Origin of the sequence: Roseicyclus sp. (assembly GCF_965662675.1) — a bacterium.
GTDB lineage: Bacteria > Pseudomonadota > Alphaproteobacteria > Rhodobacterales > Rhodobacteraceae > Roseicyclus.
In genome coordinates this window covers 1-17,034 of sequence record NZ_CBFIIK010000051.1, presented here as the reverse complement: position 1 = coordinate 17,034, position 17,034 = coordinate 1, and the positions used below count along the sequence as shown (strand labels likewise).

The 17,034-nt window shown below is 63.3% G+C and carries 20 protein-coding genes; 9 read left to right on the top strand and 11 right to left on the bottom strand.

Going from position 1 to position 17,034, the window contains the following annotated elements; genetic code table 11:
- The first annotated feature begins 171 nt into the window (after nucleotides 1–171).
- Nucleotides 172–1,566 (top strand): helix-turn-helix domain-containing protein, encoded by a 1,395-nt coding sequence (locus ACTG4J_RS09225; RefSeq protein ID WP_439138924.1) that lies wholly within the window; start codon nucleotides 172–174, stop codon nucleotides 1,564–1,566.
- Between the two features lie 57 nt (nucleotides 1,567–1,623).
- The gene (locus ACTG4J_RS09220; RefSeq protein WP_439138922.1) at nucleotides 1,624–2,091 is read left to right on the top strand and encodes a CoxG family protein; all 468 of its coding nucleotides are present in this window, start codon (nucleotides 1,624–1,626) and stop codon (nucleotides 2,089–2,091) included.
- 80 nt (nucleotides 2,092–2,171) lie between these two features.
- Here ACTG4J_RS09220 and ACTG4J_RS09215 read toward each other — a convergent pair whose 3' ends face one another.
- The 9 genes from ACTG4J_RS09215 to serS all read right to left on the bottom strand — a co-directional run bounded on the left by ACTG4J_RS09215 (nucleotide 2,172) and on the right by serS (nucleotide 9,909).
- Nucleotides 2,172–2,414 (bottom strand): YdcH family protein, encoded by a 243-nt coding sequence (locus ACTG4J_RS09215; protein ID WP_439138920.1) that lies wholly within the window; start codon nucleotides 2,412–2,414, stop codon nucleotides 2,172–2,174.
- Between the two features lie 94 nt (nucleotides 2,415–2,508).
- Entirely contained in the window at nucleotides 2,509–3,201 is a 693-nt protein-coding gene (locus ACTG4J_RS09210; RefSeq protein WP_439138918.1) for an HAD family hydrolase, read from the bottom strand.
- A gap of 149 nt (nucleotides 3,202–3,350) precedes the next feature.
- Nucleotides 3,351–4,292 (bottom strand): DMT family transporter, encoded by a 942-nt coding sequence (locus ACTG4J_RS09205; protein ID WP_439138917.1) that lies wholly within the window; start codon nucleotides 4,290–4,292, stop codon nucleotides 3,351–3,353.
- 34 nt (nucleotides 4,293–4,326) lie between these two features.
- Complete coding sequence (locus ACTG4J_RS09200) at nucleotides 4,327–4,932, bottom strand: LysE/ArgO family amino acid transporter (protein ID WP_439138915.1); 606 nt, start codon at nucleotides 4,930–4,932, stop codon at nucleotides 4,327–4,329.
- Nucleotides 4,933–5,017: 85 nt separating this feature from the next.
- Nucleotides 5,018–6,166, bottom strand: coding sequence for a peptidoglycan DD-metalloendopeptidase family protein (locus ACTG4J_RS09195; RefSeq protein ID WP_439138914.1), 1,149 nt, complete (start codon nucleotides 6,164–6,166; stop codon nucleotides 5,018–5,020).
- A 152-nt stretch (nucleotides 6,167–6,318) separates the two neighbouring features.
- Nucleotides 6,319–6,969, bottom strand: a complete 651-nt coding sequence (locus tag ACTG4J_RS09190; RefSeq protein ID WP_439138912.1) for a protein-L-isoaspartate(D-aspartate) O-methyltransferase — start codon at nucleotides 6,967–6,969, stop codon at nucleotides 6,319–6,321.
- The gene (gene surE, locus ACTG4J_RS09185; protein ID WP_439138910.1) at nucleotides 6,966–7,751 is read right to left on the bottom strand and encodes a 5'/3'-nucleotidase SurE; all 786 of its coding nucleotides are present in this window, start codon (nucleotides 7,749–7,751) and stop codon (nucleotides 6,966–6,968) included. The genes ACTG4J_RS09190 and surE overlap by 4 nt, the downstream gene beginning before the upstream one ends.
- Nucleotides 7,752–7,895: 144 nt before the next feature.
- Nucleotides 7,896–8,624: a hypothetical protein gene (locus ACTG4J_RS09180; protein ID WP_439138909.1), complete on the bottom strand. Its 729-nt coding sequence runs from the start codon at nucleotides 8,622–8,624 to the stop codon at nucleotides 7,896–7,898.
- Nucleotides 8,617–9,909, bottom strand: a complete 1,293-nt coding sequence (serS, locus tag ACTG4J_RS09175; protein ID WP_439138907.1) for a serine--tRNA ligase — start codon at nucleotides 9,907–9,909, stop codon at nucleotides 8,617–8,619. The genes ACTG4J_RS09180 and serS overlap by 8 nt, the downstream gene beginning before the upstream one ends.
- Before the next feature lie 379 nt (nucleotides 9,910–10,288).
- On the opposite strand from serS, the gene yajC reads away from it, so the two are divergent.
- The 5 genes from yajC to ACTG4J_RS09150 are packed head-to-tail and all read left to right on the top strand — an operon-like array spanning nucleotide 10,289 to nucleotide 14,381.
- The gene (gene yajC / locus ACTG4J_RS09170) at nucleotides 10,289–10,570 is read left to right on the top strand and encodes a preprotein translocase subunit YajC (RefSeq protein WP_439138905.1); all 282 of its coding nucleotides are present in this window, start codon (nucleotides 10,289–10,291) and stop codon (nucleotides 10,568–10,570) included.
- Nucleotides 10,571–10,626: 56 nt separating this feature from the next.
- Complete coding sequence (gene secD, locus ACTG4J_RS09165) at nucleotides 10,627–12,294, top strand: protein translocase subunit SecD (protein ID WP_439138903.1); 1,668 nt, start codon at nucleotides 10,627–10,629, stop codon at nucleotides 12,292–12,294.
- A 3-nt stretch (nucleotides 12,295–12,297) separates the two neighbouring features.
- Nucleotides 12,298–13,266 (top strand): protein translocase subunit SecF, encoded by a 969-nt coding sequence (gene secF / locus ACTG4J_RS09160; RefSeq protein ID WP_439138902.1) that lies wholly within the window; start codon nucleotides 12,298–12,300, stop codon nucleotides 13,264–13,266.
- The gene (locus ACTG4J_RS09155) at nucleotides 13,259–14,011 is read left to right on the top strand and encodes a sulfite exporter TauE/SafE family protein (protein ID WP_439138901.1); all 753 of its coding nucleotides are present in this window, start codon (nucleotides 13,259–13,261) and stop codon (nucleotides 14,009–14,011) included. Before secF ends, ACTG4J_RS09155 begins: the two co-directional genes overlap by 8 nt.
- A 16-nt stretch (nucleotides 14,012–14,027) precedes the next feature.
- Nucleotides 14,028–14,381, top strand: coding sequence for an Mth938-like domain-containing protein (locus tag ACTG4J_RS09150; protein ID WP_439138900.1), 354 nt, complete (start codon nucleotides 14,028–14,030; stop codon nucleotides 14,379–14,381).
- Nucleotides 14,382–14,448: 67 nt separating this feature from the next.
- Here the strand turns inward: ACTG4J_RS09150 and ACTG4J_RS09145 are convergent, their stop codons facing one another.
- Nucleotides 14,449–15,180 (bottom strand): DUF1194 domain-containing protein, encoded by a 732-nt coding sequence (locus ACTG4J_RS09145; protein ID WP_439138898.1) that lies wholly within the window; start codon nucleotides 15,178–15,180, stop codon nucleotides 14,449–14,451.
- Complete coding sequence (locus tag ACTG4J_RS09140) at nucleotides 15,147–15,575, bottom strand: VOC family protein (protein ID WP_439138896.1); 429 nt, start codon at nucleotides 15,573–15,575, stop codon at nucleotides 15,147–15,149. The genes ACTG4J_RS09145 and ACTG4J_RS09140 overlap by 34 nt, the downstream gene beginning before the upstream one ends.
- 187 nt (nucleotides 15,576–15,762) lie before the next feature.
- Here ACTG4J_RS09140 and thyX point away from each other — a divergent pair, with 187 nt between their 5' ends.
- Both thyX and ACTG4J_RS09130 read left to right on the top strand, forming a co-directional pair.
- Complete coding sequence (thyX, locus tag ACTG4J_RS09135) at nucleotides 15,763–16,668, top strand: FAD-dependent thymidylate synthase (protein ID WP_439138894.1); 906 nt, start codon at nucleotides 15,763–15,765, stop codon at nucleotides 16,666–16,668.
- 85 nt (nucleotides 16,669–16,753) lie between these two features.
- Nucleotides 16,754–17,034: exonuclease domain-containing protein (locus ACTG4J_RS09130; protein ID WP_439138892.1), on the top strand; the 281-nt coding region annotated here is incomplete at its 3' end.

Here is a 17,034-nt window from a genome sequence, read left to right as displayed (position 1 = left end):
CGAAGGGGGCAATGGCGCCTATCCGCTGCTCTTCATCATGCTGATCGCCTCGCTTCTGGCGGTGGTCGCGATCATCTACACGATCAAGCGCGACCAGTATTTGGCGCGCTGAGGCTTGCGAAAAATTTTGCAAACTATAGAAATCTTGTTGCAAACTTTTCCGGAGGCCGCATGTCCCCAGCCAAGCTTTATGCCGGCGCCAAGCTACGCGAGATCCGCACGCGCCTTGGGCTGACGCAAAAGGATTTCGCGGCCAAGCTTGCCGTGTCCTTGCCCTATCTCAACCAGATGGAGAACAACAACCGCCCAGTCTCGACCGCGGTGGTGCTGGGGCTGGCACAGGAATTCGGCGTCGATGTCACCGAATTGCGCGCGGGCGATGCCGAGCGGCTGGTTTCGGATATGCGCGAGGCGCTGGCCGATCCCATCTTTGCCGACAGCGCCCCGGCACTGGTCGATCTGCGGCTGGCTGCCTCCAACGCCCCGGCGCTAGCGCGCGCCTTTCTCGATCTGCACCGCGCCTACCGCCAGACCCATGAGCGGCTGGCTTCGCTTGACGAGGCGTTGGGCCAAGATCGTCTCGCCGCTCCCTCACCATGGGAGGAGGTGCGCGATTTCTTCCACTATTGCGACAACTACATCGATGCCGTCGATCGCGCCGCCGAGCGTTTCGCCGAAAAAGCCGCGGGCGATTTGGCCGCCCATACCCAAGAGGTGCTGGCTGCGATGGGTGTGGTACTTCGGCTCGAGCCCGGCCAAGGCGTCCGCGCCTATGATCCCAGCACCCGTATCCTGACGCTCAGCCCCCGCGCAGCCCCCGAAACGCAGCGCTTTCAACTGCTGCACCAATATGCGCTTCTGGGCCAAGCCCAGCTGATCGAGGCGACGTTGGACCTCGCCCGCTTTCAATCCGACACCAGCCGCGAGATCGCGCGCATCGGCATGGCCAATTACTTCGCGGGCGCGGTCTTGATGCCCTATACCCGCTTTGCCAACGCCGCGCGCGAAACGCGCCATGACCTCGAACGCCTTTCGATCCAGTTCGGTGCCTCGATCGAACAGGTGGCCCATCGCCTCTCAACACTCCAGCGCCCCGGTGCCAAGGGCATCCCCTTTTTCTTCGCCCGCGTCGATCAGGCGGGAACGGTGACCAAGCGCCATTCCGCGACCCGGCTGCAATTCGCCCGCTTCGGCGGCGCCTGCCCCTTGTGGAACGTGCATCAGGCCTTCGAGACGCCGACCCGCTTCCTGCGGCAACTGGCCGAAACCCCCGACGGGGTGCGCTATGTGATCATGGCGCGCGATGTGTCGAAATCGGGGGGCGCATGGGGCACGCCCCAGCGCCGCTTCGCCATTTCGCTGGGCTGCGAGGTGAAACACGCCGCCGATCTGGTCTATGCCGATGGCCTCGATCTGGACAGGGATATGGAATTCCAGCCCATCGGCATCTCGTGCAGAATCTGCGAGCGCGCCCAATGTCACCAGCGTGCCGTGCCGCCGCTCGAGCGACAATTGGTCGTTGATCCCAATCGGCGCGGCACACTGCCCTATGAGATCAAGCGTTGACGCGACGCCTTTTGCACCCCTACTGCTGATGCGAAACAAGTTGGAAAGGATACGCCGATGGAAATGCATGCAAGCCGCATTATCGGTGCCGATCGGATGACCGTTTGGGCCGCACTCAACGATGCCGAGACCTTGAAGGCCTGCATTCCCGGCTGTGAAAGCCTGACCGGCTCCCCTGAAGAGGGTTTTGCCGCCACAGTCACCCAAAAGGTCGGCCCGGTCAAAGCGACTTTTCGCGGTGAGGTCAGCTTGTCCGACATCGTCGCGGGCGAAAGCTATACGATTGCAGGCGAGGGCAAAGGCGGTGTGGCCGGCTTTGCCAAGGGTGCCGCACAAGTCCATCTCAGCGACGCCGAAGGTGGCGGCACCGTGCTGACCTATGATGTCAGCGCCAAGGTCGGCGGCAAGATCGCGCAGCTTGGCTCGCGCCTTGTCGATAGCTTCGCCCAGAAGATGGCCGATCAATTCTTCGAGCGTTTCCAAACCCGTCTCGAAGGCGGTAACCAAGACGCGCAAGTCCACTAGAGGCCGCTTCTTCGTTTCAAAAATATCCCGGGGGAGTCCCGGAACGGGACGGGGGCAGCGCCCCCGCCGATCGCGCCATCCTATCCGGCTTTGGCCAGCATGCCCGCGATCTCGTCTTTCAGCACCATCCGCTCTTTGCGCATCTTCTGGGCGGTGAAATCATCGACCGGTTCGAGACCCGTCTCGGCACGATGCACAGATCGGTTGAGGTCGTGATAGCTTTCGACCAGCTTCGCGAAATGCGGATTGGTCAGCTTCAGCGCGTGGATCTGCGCGCCCGCGCCGGGAAAATCCTCGGCCAATTCATGCGGTGTATGTGACATCTGCGCCCCTTTCATGTCAGTCTTTGTCGGGACGAGCTTAAAGGGTGATGCGAGTGGCGCTTTGCGCCAGATCAAGTGGCGATGCGCCGGTTGGCTATTCGGCCGCTTGGTTCCTGATGCCGCGCCATGCCGAGGTCAGCGCCTCGGGGCTGAGCGCATGGGCCATGCCGGTTGCGTTGAACACATCCGCATCGTTGTCGGCCAATCGTCCGGGGAAGCCCACATAGGGCAGGCCCGCCCCATGCGCCGCGTCGCGGGTCAATATGGTGTCGACCACGGCAACGGCGCGTCCCTGCCCGATACCCAGCTTGGTGATCGCGGCGACCATCCCGGCCGGGTGGGGGGCCATGTGACTTGCATCTTCCCGCAAGATCGCGACATCGAAAGCCACGCCGCCGCGTTCACGTGCGGTGGCTTTCAAAAGTGCGCGCACGGGTTCCATTTCCGAACGGCTGACCAGCGCCAGCTTCACCCCACCGCGCGCCGCCCAGTTCATCACCCGCGCCACTCCGGGGCGCAAGGGCACGCCACCTGCCAACATGGTCGCGAATTGCCGCTGATGGGTACGGTCCAAGCTTTCCGCATCCACCAGCTGGCCCAGATGCGCACCGTAGCGCGCGGCCAGCTGGCGATCGCCGCCATGCCGCATCAAGTCTGCATAGACATCCCAGGACCAGTTCCAATCTATGCCATGCGTGCGAAAGGCTGCGTTCCACGCCGCGCGGTCAAGCTCGGCAACCTCTGCCAATGTGCCGATGCCGCTGAAAATCACTGCTTCCAAGGTCATGCCGTTCCTCCGCCCCCTTACTCGACAATCGTGAGGGCGATACGGCAAGCACTGCTGCCTCCCAACGCGCGGTTACGCGTGATATTGGTGTCGGCTTGGGCGACGCCGTGCGCATATGCACAATTTGCAGGCGAAACGAAAAGTGGTTTTCACGCGACGGGCGTATCGCTCGGTGGCAAGGGCGGGGCTTTGCGCCGCGCCTCGCGCCATGTGACGATACTGATCGCCACGATGATCAGCGCACCGCCCAGCATCACATAGGCATCGGCCGGTTCGCCGAAGACCAACACACCCAGTGCGCTGGCCCAGATCAGCTGCAAGAATGTGACCGGTTGCGTCACTGTCAGCGGCGCTGCAGTGAATGCAAGCGTCATGGTATAGTGGCCCGCCGTGGCAAGGCTTGCGGTCACGAACAACCATCCCAAGACGTCCCACCCCACAGGCACCCAGACTGCGACCGCAAAGGGCAGCAAGATCACGGGCACGATGATCGAGAGCATGAAGACAACCACCTGCGGCTTGGCCTTGCCGCTGAGGAATTTCGCCATGAAATAACTGGCCGCCATCGCCATCGCGGTGAACAGCATCGCGATATGGCCGATATCGATCTCGCGAAAGCCGGGGCGCACGATGATCAGCGTGCCGACAAAGGCCGTCACCACCGCCCCGATCCGCCACGGCCCCAAGCGTTCGCCCAGAAACAATACCGCCAAGATCATGACGTAGATCGGGTTGAGGTAATTAAGCGCGGTCACATCCGCGATGGGAATGCGGGTCATGGAATAGAACCACAAGATCACCGCAATGGCGTGAAACGCGCCGCGCAGACCGAAAAGGCCCCATGTGCGCCTCTCGAGCCTTGCCGCGCGCACCGCGGGCCACATCGGGATCAGGAAGACAAGTCCCAGCGCATAGCGCAAAAAGGCCGATTGCGCGGCTGGCACCTCGTTGCCCACCATTTTCACGCTTGCGGTGACCGCAACGAAGCACAAGCCCGTCAAGATCATCCATGCTACGCCGACAAGCGGCCGCGCGGCGGGCGTCAAGCTGTCAGTGGGGGTGCGATCAGGGGCAGGCGGGGCCATGGCCATGACATGACGCAGGGCGGCGTCCCTGTCCAGCGGCTCAAGCGGTGAAGATGAGCTTGAGCGCCAGCAGCAACATCGTCGCCCCAACCACCCCATCCAAGATACGCCAAGCCTTGGGCCGGGCGAAGATCGGGGCCAAACCGCGCGCCCCGTAGCCCAAAAGCGCGAAGAAAAGAACCGACGCCGAAAGCGCGCCGGTCCCGAACATCCACCGCCCCGGCCCATAGGTCGCCGCCACCGCGCCGATCAGCCCAACAGTGTCGAGATAGACATGCGGATTGGCCCATGTCAGCACCAGCGCGGTGCCGATGGCGGCACGCAGCGTGCCCCTTGCCGCCCCGCCGGTCTCGAGCGCGTCCGCGGCGGTCCATGCCCCATGCAGGCTGCGCAGCCCGTATAGGACCAAGAACGCCGCCCCGCCCCAGCGCATCGCCGTGATCATCCAAGGCGCCATTTCCGACAGCGCGCCAAAACCCGCGACACCGGCAAAGATCAAGATCGCCTCGGACAGGCAGCAGATCGCCACCACCGCACCGACATGCGCCCGCATCAAACCCTGACGCAGCACGAAGGCGTTTTGCGCCCCGATCGCGAGGATCAAGCTAAAGGACAGGGCAAAGCCCGCGATCCAAGCGGCGTTCATCAAGGGCTCCGTCTTGGAGAGGGCTGGGCGCATGCGGCCTGTACCGGCACAGTGCCAAGGCCGCGATCCACGCCCCTATCTGTGATCAGGGCAGGAATTCCGTCGGGTCGACCGCATCGAAGCCGCGGCGCACCTCGAAATGCAGGAAGGATGGGCTGCCCGCGCCGACCTCGGCCAGCTGTTGGCCCCTTGTGACACGGTCACCGCGTGCGACGCTGATATTGGAGATATTGGCATAGATCGTCATCAGCCCATCGGGATGGCGCACAACCAAAATCGGGATCTGGTCAGTGTCTTGGGTAATCGCTGCGACCTCGCCGTCGCCCGCGGCGCGCACGGCCGTGCCGCTGGGCGCGCCGATGTCGATCCCCTCATTGCCACGGCCATAGGGGCGGATGATGTCGCCCGCAACGGGCTGGGCGAAACGCGCGCTGTTAGTGGGCTGTGCGGCGGGTGCGGGCTGTGCGGTGGGTGCCGGTGTGGCTGCGGGTGCGGGTGCAGCACTTGCTTGCTGGGGCGGTACCGCCGCAGCAATCGGTTCGGGAAGCGGTGTTGCCGCCGATGGCGGCAGCGGCGCGACGCTTGCACCCGGCGCGACCGTGGCAACCGGCGCGGCCGATGCGCTGTTCTCCAGCACAATGGGGATGATCAGATATTGCCCCTCGCGCACTGCGAGATCAGGGCCAAGGCCGTTCCATTCGGCCAAGCTGCGCACCGAGACATTGTAGAGCCGGGCGATGGAATAGGCGGTTTCACCGCGCGCGATGCGGTGGCGGATCGGTTCTTGTCCGGGCTGCACGGCAAGGCTGTTGGTGCGTGTCGCGCCTGCAGGCGCGCGCGCCTCGGCAGCGGCGATCGCACTTGAGGCGATGGCCGTGATATCGGTGCCCGTCGCGGTGGGTGCACCCGGATTGACGCGCCGTGGCAGGGCCAGAACCTCGTCCGGGCGCAAAAGGTCGGTGGCGCTGCGTCCATTGAAACGGGCCAGTTCCTCGGGCTGCATGCCGATCCGCGCGGCCACATCGGCCACGGTATCGCCGCGGCGGGCAACGACCATCTGGTAGCTGTCATAGGTGATCAGCCCGTTGGCATCGGGTGCGGGGCGTGGTGCCGCCTCGCCCGCGCCGCGGGTCGAGATCCGCTCGGGGCGCATGTCGAAATCGAAATCCGCAGGCACACAGCCCGCCAGAAGCGGCAGGGTCAGGCCGATGGCAATCAGGGTGGCGCGGCGCATCGCTCGGGTCTTCCTCAATACGTGTGGCCAGATCACGGCCTGTCACAAAAAGCATCCGGTCCCGTTCGTCGGGATCTTGGCTGTGCGCCCTTTCTACATCGAAAACATGTGCGGGATAAAGCCCCGCGGCTGATCCGCGGCGAATTGCGGCCCTAATCGCGCGGCAGCCCATCCATCAGGGGCACGAAACGCACCGGCATCAGCTCTTCATAATCAAAGCCTGCCCCATCGGTACGGCGCGTGACCTTGATCAGGCTTTGAACTGTGTCGGACTGACCGACAGGCACGACCATCACCCCGCCGGGTTTGAGTTGCTGCAAAAGCGGGCCTGGCGGATCTTCGGCGGCGGCGGTCACGAGGATGCGGTCAAACGGCCCCTGATCTGGCAGACCGAAAGAGCCATCGCCCGTCAGAACGGTGATATTGCTCAGCCGCAGCGCCGTGAAGCGGGCCTCGGCCTCGCGCGTGAGCGTGCGATGGCGGTCGATCGTGTAGACACGGCGGGCAAGCTGGCCCAAGATCGCCGCCTGATAGCCCGAGCCCGTCCCGATTTCCAAGACGGTATCACGCGGCTGCACCCCAAGTGCTTGGGTCATCAGCCCCACCACCGAGGGTTGGCTGATCGTTTGGCCCGAGGCGATGGGCAGCGGCATGTCATCATAGGCGCGATCGGCGAAATGCCCTTTGACGAAGGCGCCCCGATCGGTCACCTCCATCGCCTTCAGCACGCGCGCATCCGTCACGCCCTTGGAGCGCAGCTGGAACAGGAATTGCATTTTGCGCGTGGCGTCGTCGGGCGTCATTCCAGCGCGGTCCTCAGGCTTTCGAGACGGTCATGGGCTGTCAGATCGACCCGCATCGGCGTGACCGAGATGTAACCGTCGAGATTGGCATGCGCATCGGTGCCGGGGGCTGTAGGCAAATCCTGCCGCCCACCCTTGATCCAAAGGAAACGGCGGCCGTTGGGGGCGATCTGCGCCTCGATGCCGAAGCGCGTTTCGCGGCGATAGCCTTGGGCGGTGACGCGCGTGCCCTTCACCTCGGTGGCTGGCAGGGGCGGGAAGTTCACATTGTAGAAGACCCGGTAATCGGTTTCGTCCCAATGACCGTTGTCCAAGAGCTTGCGGATCACGCCCGCGCCGTGCTGGCTTGCCGCCTCGAACCCGCTTTCCAGCGTGATGTTGCGCGGCCCGTAATATTGCGAGAGCGCGATGGCGGGCAGGCCTTGCAACGCCGCTTCCATCGCGCCCCCGATGGTGCCGGAGTAAAGCACGTTCTCGGCGGCGTTGTTGCCCCGGTTCACGCCCGAAAGCACCAGATCGGGGGGATTGTCCACCAGCACATCGTAAAGCCCCGCCAGTACGCAATCGGCGGGCGAGCCTTCGGCGGCGAAGCGGCGGGGGCCAAGCTCGGCGATCATCGTGGGGTGGACATATGAGATGCAATGCCCGACGCCCGATTGCTCGAAAGCGGGTGCGACCGTCCAGACCTCGCCCTTGGGGCCCGCGATCTCGGCGGCGATGGCCTCGAGCACCTTCAGGCCGGGGGCGTTGATGCCGTCATCATTGGTCAGAAGGATGCGCATGAACTCTCCGATGCGAGGCTGTCTGCAATTGGTCTAACGGTTGGGAAATGCCACGGCAAGCGCGCGGGCGTGATGATCCTCTGGGGGCGCTGCCCCCGTCCCGTTCCGGGACTCCCCCGGGATATTTATGAAACGAAGAAGCGCTCAGCCGCGTGTTTGTCGCAATGCGAGGCCAAGAAGGGCCAATGCGCCCAGAGCCGCGGCGGCGCCGAAGGGCGTGAGGCCGTTTGCGGCGAGGACACCCACGAGGGCCCATGCCACCGCGATGGGGTAGCTGACGATGCGCAGGCGCCGTGTCAGCGCCAAGGCCATGAGCAGCGCGACGAGCAGCATGAGCCAGCTGATCGCCATTTCACTGCCCAGCCCGTAGCCCATCGCCACTGTGCCAAGTGCCACGCAAGAGGCCGCCGTCAGCCAGCCCGCGTAAAGCCCGACAGGCAGCTGGAACCATCCAATGTCGCGGGCGGGGGCGTAAAACAACGCCCAAAGCGCACCCGCCAGCATCGCCCAGATCAGGATCGTGGCCATGACCGGGGCGGTCAGCGCGACCGCGATCCATCCTGCGCCGATGGCGAGGCTGGCGAAAAGCGGCCAGCGCGCGCGGTCCCAATCGGGGGCGGTGTCGCGCCGCATCAAGCCAAAGCCCGCCGCGGCGAGCAGCCAGAGATAGATCACGCCCCAGATCGAAAAGGCGTAGCCCGCAGGTTGGATCGGGGGACGCGTGACCGGGATGGGCATCTGCGCCGGGTCGAAGCCCGTGAAGGGCTGCGACAGAAACGGCGAGAGAACGAAGGCGATGGTGGCCACCAGAACCAGCACGGCCTTGAGTTTGGCGTTGTCCTTCGGATCGTCGGGGTTTTCGAGATCAGGCAAGATGTCCCTCGGGGGTGATGGCCGTCTTGCCGCCCATATAGGGATGAAGGGCCGCGGGGATAAGGACCGCGCCATCGGCCTGCTGGCCGTTTTCCAGAACCGCGATCAGGCAGCGCCCCACGGCAAGGCCCGAGCCGTTGAGCGTATGGACGAATTCCGGCTTGCCGCCGCCTGTGGGCCGGAAGCGGGCGTTCATCCGGCGCGCCTGAAAATCGCCGCAGGTCGAGACTGAGCTGATCTCGCGGTAGCAGTTCTGGCCGGGCAGCCACGCCTCGATATCATAGGTGCGGCGCGCGCCGAAGCCCATGTCTCCGGTGCAAAGCACGATGGTTCTGTAGGGGACTTCAAGGCGTTCGAGGATACCTTCGGCGCAGCGTAGCATGCGTTTCTGTTCCGCGTCGGAGTGGTCGGGATGGGTGATCGAGACCATTTCGACCTTTTCGAACTGATGCTGGCGCAACATTCCGGCCGTGTCGCGACCTGCCGATCCGGCCTCGGAGCGGAAGCAGAGCGAATGGGCGGTGTAGCGTTTGGGCAGGCTCGCCTCTTCGACGATCTCGCCTGCGGCGATGTTGGTGAGCGTGACTTCGGAGGTGGGGATCAGCCACCAACCATTGGTGGTTTCGTAGCTGTCTTCGCCGAATTTGGGCAATTGACCGGTGCCGAACATCGTCTCGGGGCGAACGAGGACGGGGCCGTTGACTTCGGTCAGGCCGTTCTCAACTGTATGAATATCCAGCATAAACTGGGCGAGTGCGCGGTGCAGGCGGGCGATGGCGCCTTGCATGACGACGAAACGCGCGCCCGAGAGCTTGGCGGCGGTCTCGAAATCGAGGCCGGGCTTGACGCCTGCGATGTCGAAATGTTCGCGGGGCTGGAAATCGAAGGCGCGCGGTTTGCCCCAGCGGTTGATCTCGACATTGGCGGCCTCATCCGCGCCATCGGGCACATCTTCTGCGGGCAAGTTCGGGATGGTCGCCAGAAGGTCGCGAAGGGCGTCGTCTTTTTGCTTTGCCTCATCCTCGAGTCTAGCGATTTCGTCTTTCTTTTCAGCGACTAACGCGCGGAGGCGTTCGAACTCGGCATCATCGCCACGGGCCTTGGCGGCACCGACATCCTTGGAGGCGGCGTTGCGATCGGCCTGGGCTGTTTCGGCCGCGAGGATGCAGGCGCGGCGCGCCTCGTCCAGCGCAAGGATCGCTGTCGATTGCGGGGGCAAACCCCGGCGGGCAAGGCCTGCGTCGAAGGCTGCGGGGGTGTCGCGAATGGCGCGGATATCGTGCATCTGGGGCCTCGGGTCTTGGCGCGTTTGGGCCGGGTATGCCAGAGGGGCGGGCGCGGGGAAAGGGGCCTGCGGCGCTGTCGTGATCCTGTCGTGATCCTGTAGTGATCCCGTCGTTACACGAATTTCGCACGGAAGTTGGGGGTTTGGGGTGGTTCTGTGCATTTGATGGTAGTGCGCCAGCAGTTTCGTCCACGGGTGTCACGGGGTGACGCCATGGCGACGGACCCCTCTTGCGGCGATGGCCGGTCTTTCCCATGTGACGGACCATGTGACCTTGTGCGCGCCTTGCCATCGTTCGAGGGGCTAAGTAGGGTGCGCCGACTTTCGAGCGGGGGCCATGGTGTCCCCGGCAACCACGCCAGAGAGGACCACGAGAGACATGGATGCTTTCGCCCAGTTCGTTCCGTTGATCTTGATCTTCGTGATCATGTATTTCTTGCTGATCCGTCCGCAGCAAAAGAAGGTGAAAGAGCATCAGGCCATGGTGGCCGCGCTGCGTCGGGGTGATGAGATCGTCACGCAGGGTGGTTTGATCGGCAAGATCACCAAGGTCAAAGACGAGGCCGAGGTCGAGGTCGAGTTGTCCGATGGTGTGAAGGTGCGCGTCGTACGCCCGACGATCGCGCAGGTCCGTTCCAAGACCGAGCCCGCCAAGGAATGATCCGCGAATAAGCCGCGGCCCTTTGGGCGGCGGTCCGGCTGAAAGGGCCTTGAGAGATGTTGCAGATCCCGCTCTGGAATCGGTTGATGATCATTGCGGTGGTGCTGGCAGGGTTGTCTTTCGCCATGCCCAACCTGTTCTACGAGCGGGTCGAGCGCCACAATGACGCCGTCGCGGTGATCGAACAGACCGGGGCGGTGACCGATGCCTTGGCCGCCGATCGCGCGCTTTGGCCCGATGCCCTGCCCGCGACGCTGGTCAATCTGGGCCTCGATCTGCGGGGTGGCGCGCATCTGTTGGCCGAGGTGCAATTGGCCGATGTCTACGAGGCGCGGATGGACGGGCTGTGGCCCGAGGTGCGCGATGCGCTGCGCGATGCGCGCGATGAGGTCGGCACGATCCGGCGGCAAGACGCGCCGATGGGTGAGTTGCATGTGCGCATCAGCCAGCCCGAGGGGATCGCGGCGGCCGTCGCGGCCGTGCGCACGCTGGCCACGCCTGTTGTCAGCCTGACGGGCGTTGGCGCTCCGACGCTGGAGGTGCGGGGCGAGAATGATCTGGTGATCGTCACCTTGTCGGATGCAGAACGTCAGGCCACCGATGACCGCACCATGCAGCAATCGGTCGAGATCGTGCGCCGCCGTGTCGATGAGGCGGGCACGCGTGAGCCGACGATCCAGCGTCAGGGGGCGGATCGTATCCTGATCCAAGTGCCGGGCATCGGTTCGGCGCAGGAGTTGAAGGATCTGATCGGCACCACGGCGCGGCTGACCTTTCACCCCGTTGTGGGGCGCACGTCCGACGGGACGGCGAGCGTCGATGCGCGCCAGATCCTGTTGCCGTCGATGGACGAAGAGGGAGTGTTCTACATCCTCGAGCAAAGCCCGGTCGTCACTGGCGATGATCTGGTCGACAGCCAGCCCGCCTTTGACCAGCAAAGCGGGCAACCGGCGGTGACCTTCCGCTTCAACCCGTCGGGGGCGCGGGATTTCGGCAATTACACGGCCGCCAATGTCGGCGCGCCTTTCGCCATCGTGCTGGATGAGGAGGTGATTTCCGCCCCCGTCATCCGGCAGGCGATCACCGGCGGGTCGGGGCAGATCACGGGCAATTTCACGGTCGAGGAGTCGACCGAGCTGGCCGTGCTACTGCGCGCGGGCGCGCTGCCGGCCGAGATGGTGTTCTTGGAAGAGCGCACCATTGGCCCAGAGCTTGGGGCCGATAGTATCGCGGCGGGCGAGATTGCCGCGCTGGTCGCATTCGCCGCCGTGCTGGTCTTCATGGTGTTGAGCTACGGGCTGTTCGGGGTATTTGCCGCGATCGCGCTTTTGCTCAATGTCGGGCTGATCTTCGGCGTTCTGAGCGTGATCGGCGCGACGCTGACGCTGCCGGGTATCGCGGGGATCGTCTTGACCATCGGGATGGCGGTCGATGCCAATGTGCTGGTTTTTGAGCGCATCCGCGAAGAGTTGCGCACCGCCAAGGGGCCGGCGCGCGCCATCGAGCTTGGCTATTCCCGCGCGCTTTCGGCGATTATCGACGCCAACCTGACGACTTTCATCATTGCGGTGATCTTGTTTGCGCTGGGATCGGGGCCTGTACGGGGCTTTTCCATCACGCTGGGGATCGGGATCATCACATCGGTGTTCACGGCGATCTATGTCACGCGTTTGTTGATCGTGACATGGTTCGACCGCCGTCGCCCAAAGACAATCGAGGTCTGAGACATGCGCCTGAGGCTGGTTCCCCAAGAGACCAATATCGATTTCTTCAAATATGCCCGGCTGACCTTTGGCGGGTCTGTGGTGGCCATGGTGCTGTCGATCGGCATCTGGCTGGCGATGGGGCTGAATTTCGGGATCGATTTCCTGGGTGGCACGACCATCCGCACGCAAAGCGCGGTTGCGGTCGATGTGGGGCTTTACCGCGACGCCTTGGCGCCGCTGGCGCTTGGCGATGTCTCGATCACGCAAGTCTTCGATCCGACCTTCGGGGCGGATCAAAACGTGGCGATGATCCGTATTCAGGCGCAAGAAGGGGCCGAGGCCGTGACGCCGGCGATCATCGCCGCCGTCGAGGCGGCGCTGATCGCCGTAGTCCCCGATATCACATTCCCTTCGGTCGAATCCGTCGGACCCAAGGTCTCGGGCGAATTGATCCAGACCGCGATCATCGCCGTGCTGGCCTCGCTTGCGGCGATCTTGGTCTATATCTGGCTGCGGTTTGAGTGGCAGTTTTCTGTTGGTGCGGTCGCGGCCTTGATCCATGATGTGATCTTGACCATCGGGATTTTCAGCTTGCTGCAAATCCGGTTCGATCTGGCCACGATCGCGGCGCTTTTGACGATCATCGGCTATTCGATCAACGACACGGTGGTGATCTTCGACCGGCTGCGCGAAAACCTGATCAAGTATAAATCGCGCCCCCTGCAGGATGTGATGAACCTCTCGGCCAATGAGACGCTCTCGCGCACCTTGATGACATCGGGCACGACCTTGATCGCGCTTTTGGCGCTGCTCGTCTTGGGTGGCGATGTGATCCGGGGGTTCGTCTTCGCGATTTTCTGGGGCGTGATCGTGGGCACCTATTCCTCGATTTATGTCGCCAAGAACGTGGTCTTGATGATCGGGGTCAAGCGTGACTGGTCCAAGCCCGATCAGAAGTCGGGAACGCAATTCTCCAACATCGATGCTTGAAGGGCTTGCGGCGGCACTGAGCTTGCCGGCGCTGCCTTGGCTTTGTGCCGGGGCTTTGGTTTCAGGGGCGGTCTATGGCTTCGCAGGCTTCGGGGCGGCGCTTGTATTCATGCCGATCTCGGTTGCCTTGGTGCCGCCCGCTATGGCGGTCGCCGCCTTCGCGCTGACCGCCTTGATCGCGCTGGTGACGGTGGTGCCGCGCGCATGGGCGGCGACTGACAAGCCGGGGCTGGGGCAGATGCTTTTGGGCACGATGCTGGGCTTTCCCTTGGGGATCTGGGCCTTGCGGGTCTGGGATGGGGCGTCGATCCGGCTTGTGGTGTCGGTCGTGGTGCTGGCCACATTGGCGGTGTTGATCGCAGGATGGCGGATGGCGCCAAGGCCCCGGCCAGCCGCGCGGTTGTTGGTTGGGGCCACCACGGGGCTGATCGGCGGGGCCACGGGGGTCACGGGGCCAGTGGTGATCTTGTTCAACCTTGGGGCAGGCGCGCCCGCGCAAGTGACGCGGGCCAATACGCTGGTTTTCCTGACGCTGTGTTCGGGGCTGTTGCTGGGGCATTTGTGGTTGCAGGGGCTTTTGTCGCCTGCGGCGATCTGGTTGGGGGTGGTGTTGATGCTGCCCTATGCGCTGGGCAACTGGATCGGGCAGGCCATCTTCGACCCAGCCGCCGAAAGTCTGTATCGTCGGGTGGCCTATGGTATCATCGCGGTCGCAGCTTTGGTCGGCTTGCCGATCTGGACATGAGAGAGAGGGAAAGCCGATGCGCCTGAACGAGGTCACATTCGATGATAGCCGTCCGGTCGATGGCTATGGGCCGGGATTTTTCCGCGTGGGCGGCGAGGTGGTGACGGGAGCGGTGATCATCTTGCCCACGGGCGTGTTCGGATGGGAAGGCTACGGCGATGACGCGCGGCTGATCGCGGCGGCAGATGTGATCGATGTCCTCTTCATCGGGACGGGGGCCGAGATCGCGCCCATCCCCGCCGCTCTGCGCCGCGCGCTGGAGGGGGCGGGTATCGGCGTGGAGATCGCGGCGAGCCCTGCGGCGTGCCGTACCTATAATGTGCTGCTGTCGGAAGGGCGGCGTGTGGGTCTGGCGGTGCTTCCGGTCTGAGGCCCGTAGTCGTGGCTTTGGCGGCAGCCTCCGGCGGGAGTATTTTTCAAGCAAAGATGGCGCGTGATCACAGCGGCAGTTGACCTGTCGGCAAGGCAAGGCCGCCCAAGATCATCACCCGCAATTCACGCTCCAGCTTGCGGCGGAAGGCTGCGGCGAAATCATCATGGCCGGTTGCGTATTCGACGAAGGCACCGGGGCCGTGGATGACCTGTTCGTGGAAATAGTCGAGGATATTGATCGAGGCGCCGCCGATGGCCAAGCCGTTCACGGTGACACCCGCGAAATCGAAATGGGCATAGGCCGCACCGGGGGGGAACCCGTCATTATTCGCCCCATCCCCCGAGATGTCGATTGTACGAAACAGGCAATCGGGTGCCGCCGCGAAGCGTTGGGCGGCAAATCCCAGCGCGTAGCCGATGGCGGTGGGGAAATCGACGGATGCGCGTTGTTGGGCCATGACGCGTTCGGCCATGGCAACGAGATCGGCCTGGCTTGTGACCAGCGTCCAATCGACGACGATATGTTGCTGGAAGCGGCCCGACCACTCGAAGATCGAGACGGCGACAGGGCCGGGGCCGTCGAGGAAGGCCGAGATGATCTCGGGCGCGAGAAGGGCGGCCGCGATCCCGTCACGCTGTTGGAAATACTCGGCCGCATCCACGGAGGCCGAGATGTCGAAACCCAGTTGCAGCGCGAGGCGGCAGGGTTCCTGGGCTGCGAGCGGGGCGGCCCAGAGGGATAATCCAAGGGCCGCCGCGCGGATCACCAGTGACCCGTATTGCCCATCGAGGCCCAAGGCTCGGCGGGGGGGAGCGGGTCGCCCGCTTGCAGCAGCTCGATCGAGATATTGTCGGGTGAGCGCACGAAGGCCATGCGCCCGTCGCGCGGCGGGCGGTTGATGGTGACGCCATTGTCCATCAAATGCTGGCAGGTGGCGTAGATATCATCCACCGCATAGGCGAGATGGCCGAAATGGCGGCTGTCGGAAGGTAGCCCCTCATCCCCGTCCCAATTATAGGTCAACTCGACCGGGCAGGCCTCGTCGCCGGGCGCGGCCATGAAGATCAGCGAAAAACGGCCCTGTTCGTAATCATTGCGCCGGGTCTGGCGCAGGCCGAGCAGTTCATAGAAGGCCATCGCTGCCTCCAGATCCTTTACCCTGACCATCGTGTGGAGGTATTTCATCGCCATTTTTGCCGTCCTTGCTGTGTCATCCAACAAGCTAGCGCAGGGCGCGGGCTTGCGCAGCCCCTGACGGGGGTAAATTTCTTGTGGGTAAATGCGCCCCAAGATGGCCCCTTTATCTTGCGGTTTGGGTGCTTGGTGATGCAATATGTTGGGGTTCGCCCGATAGTTCACGCTGATGAAGGAGCCGCCCATGCCGCTCAGCCCCGAGGCCCAAGCCGAAATCGATGCCGCCCGCGCCAATCCGCGCCCCACGCTGCGCGCGGTGAGCGAGGGGATGGAGCGCCATCTCTACACCGCCCATCCGGTGCTGGATCACGGCTTTGTCCGCGTCATCGACTATATGGGCGACGACAGCGCCATCGTGCAGGCCGCGCGCGTCAGCTATGGGGCGGGGACCAAGCATGTCAGCAATGACGAGGGGTTGATCCGCTACCTGATGCGGCATTGGCATTCGACACCTTTCGAGATGTGCGAGGTCAAGTTCCACGTCAAGCTGCCCGTCTTCGTGGCGCGCCAGTGGATCAGGCACCGCACGGCGAATGTGAACGAGTATTCGGCGCGCTATTCGATCCTCGACCGGGAATTCTACATCCCCGCGCCCGAGCATCTGGCGGCGCAATCGACGGTCAACAACCAAGGCCGGGGCGCCGTGCTGGAGGGGGCGGAGGCAGCAAAGGTGCTGGAGATGCTCAAGGCTGATGCCGACCGCGCCTATGACAATTACGAGACGATGCTGTCACAGGACGGGCAGCAGGGCTTGGCGCGGGAATTGGCGCGGATGAACCTGCCCGCCAATGTCTATACGCAATGGTATTGGAAGGTGGATCTGCACAATTTGTTCCACTTCCTGCGGCTCAGGGCGGACGCGCATGCGCAATACGAGATCCGGGTTTATGCCGAGTTGATGAGCCAGCTGGTCGCCGATTGGGTGCCGATCGCCTATGCGGCCTTCGCCGATTACCGGATGGGCGGCGTGTCGCTGTCGGCCAAGGGGATCGAGGTCTTGCGGCGGCGTCTGGCGGGCGAGGCGGTGACGCAGGAGACGAGCGGGATGAGCAAGGGGGAATGGCGGGAGTTTGAGGGGGTGTTTGGGTGAGGTAGGGTGATTTAGATCAACTTTGCAAAAGCTAGCGACCGCAAAGGGATCAAATATTCAGCATAAGTGTATGAGTGGTAGCAGTATGAAATTTATCGCGCTAGATGTTGAAACGGCAAATAGCAGCTTGGCATCTATTTGTTCTATTGGAATGGCTGTTTTTGAAAAAGATACAGTGGTCTCAGAATGGTATTCACTTATAAATCCACTTGATCAATTTAGTCCAATCAATTCGAGAATCCACGGAATTACTGAAAATGAAGTCCTGAGCGCACCAACGTTCAAGGATGTCATGGCGGAGCTTGCCCATACCTTAGAGGGAGAGATAGTTGTAACTCATACGCATTGTGACCGAACATCACTTCA

What these genes read in the sequence shown, in the direction of transcription:
- ACTG4J_RS09225 (WP_439138924.1), top strand. Translation starts at nt 172, where the DNA reads ATGTCCCCAGCCAAGCTTTATGCCGGCGCCAAGCTACGCGAGATCCGC.
- ACTG4J_RS09220 (WP_439138922.1), top strand. Translation starts at nt 1,624, where the DNA reads ATGGAAATGCATGCAAGCCGCATTATCGGTGCCGATCGGATGACCGTT.
- ACTG4J_RS09215 (WP_439138920.1), bottom strand. Translation starts at nt 2,414, where the DNA reads ATGTCACATACACCGCATGAATTGGCCGAGGATTTTCCCGGCGCGGGC.
- ACTG4J_RS09210 (WP_439138918.1), bottom strand. Translation starts at nt 3,201, where the DNA reads ATGACCTTGGAAGCAGTGATTTTCAGCGGCATCGGCACATTGGCAGAG.
- ACTG4J_RS09205 (WP_439138917.1), bottom strand. Translation starts at nt 4,292, where the DNA reads ATGGCCATGGCCCCGCCTGCCCCTGATCGCACCCCCACTGACAGCTTG.
- ACTG4J_RS09200 (WP_439138915.1), bottom strand. Translation starts at nt 4,932, where the DNA reads ATGAACGCCGCTTGGATCGCGGGCTTTGCCCTGTCCTTTAGCTTGATC.
- ACTG4J_RS09195 (WP_439138914.1), bottom strand. Translation starts at nt 6,166, where the DNA reads ATGCGCCGCGCCACCCTGATTGCCATCGGCCTGACCCTGCCGCTTCTG.
- ACTG4J_RS09190 (WP_439138912.1), bottom strand. Translation starts at nt 6,969, where the DNA reads ATGACGCCCGACGACGCCACGCGCAAAATGCAATTCCTGTTCCAGCTG.
- surE (WP_439138910.1), bottom strand. Translation starts at nt 7,751, where the DNA reads ATGCGCATCCTTCTGACCAATGATGACGGCATCAACGCCCCCGGCCTG.
- serS (WP_439138907.1), bottom strand. Translation starts at nt 9,909, where the DNA reads ATGCACGATATCCGCGCCATTCGCGACACCCCCGCAGCCTTCGACGCA.
- yajC (WP_439138905.1), top strand. Translation starts at nt 10,289, where the DNA reads ATGGATGCTTTCGCCCAGTTCGTTCCGTTGATCTTGATCTTCGTGATC.
- secD (WP_439138903.1), top strand. Translation starts at nt 10,627, where the DNA reads ATGTTGCAGATCCCGCTCTGGAATCGGTTGATGATCATTGCGGTGGTG.
- secF (WP_439138902.1), top strand. Translation starts at nt 12,298, where the DNA reads ATGCGCCTGAGGCTGGTTCCCCAAGAGACCAATATCGATTTCTTCAAA.
- ACTG4J_RS09155 (WP_439138901.1), top strand. Translation starts at nt 13,259, where the DNA reads ATGCTTGAAGGGCTTGCGGCGGCACTGAGCTTGCCGGCGCTGCCTTGG.
- ACTG4J_RS09150 (WP_439138900.1), top strand. Translation starts at nt 14,028, where the DNA reads ATGCGCCTGAACGAGGTCACATTCGATGATAGCCGTCCGGTCGATGGC.
- ACTG4J_RS09140 (WP_439138896.1), bottom strand. Translation starts at nt 15,575, where the DNA reads ATGGCGATGAAATACCTCCACACGATGGTCAGGGTAAAGGATCTGGAG.
- thyX (WP_439138894.1), top strand. Translation starts at nt 15,763, where the DNA reads ATGCCGCTCAGCCCCGAGGCCCAAGCCGAAATCGATGCCGCCCGCGCC.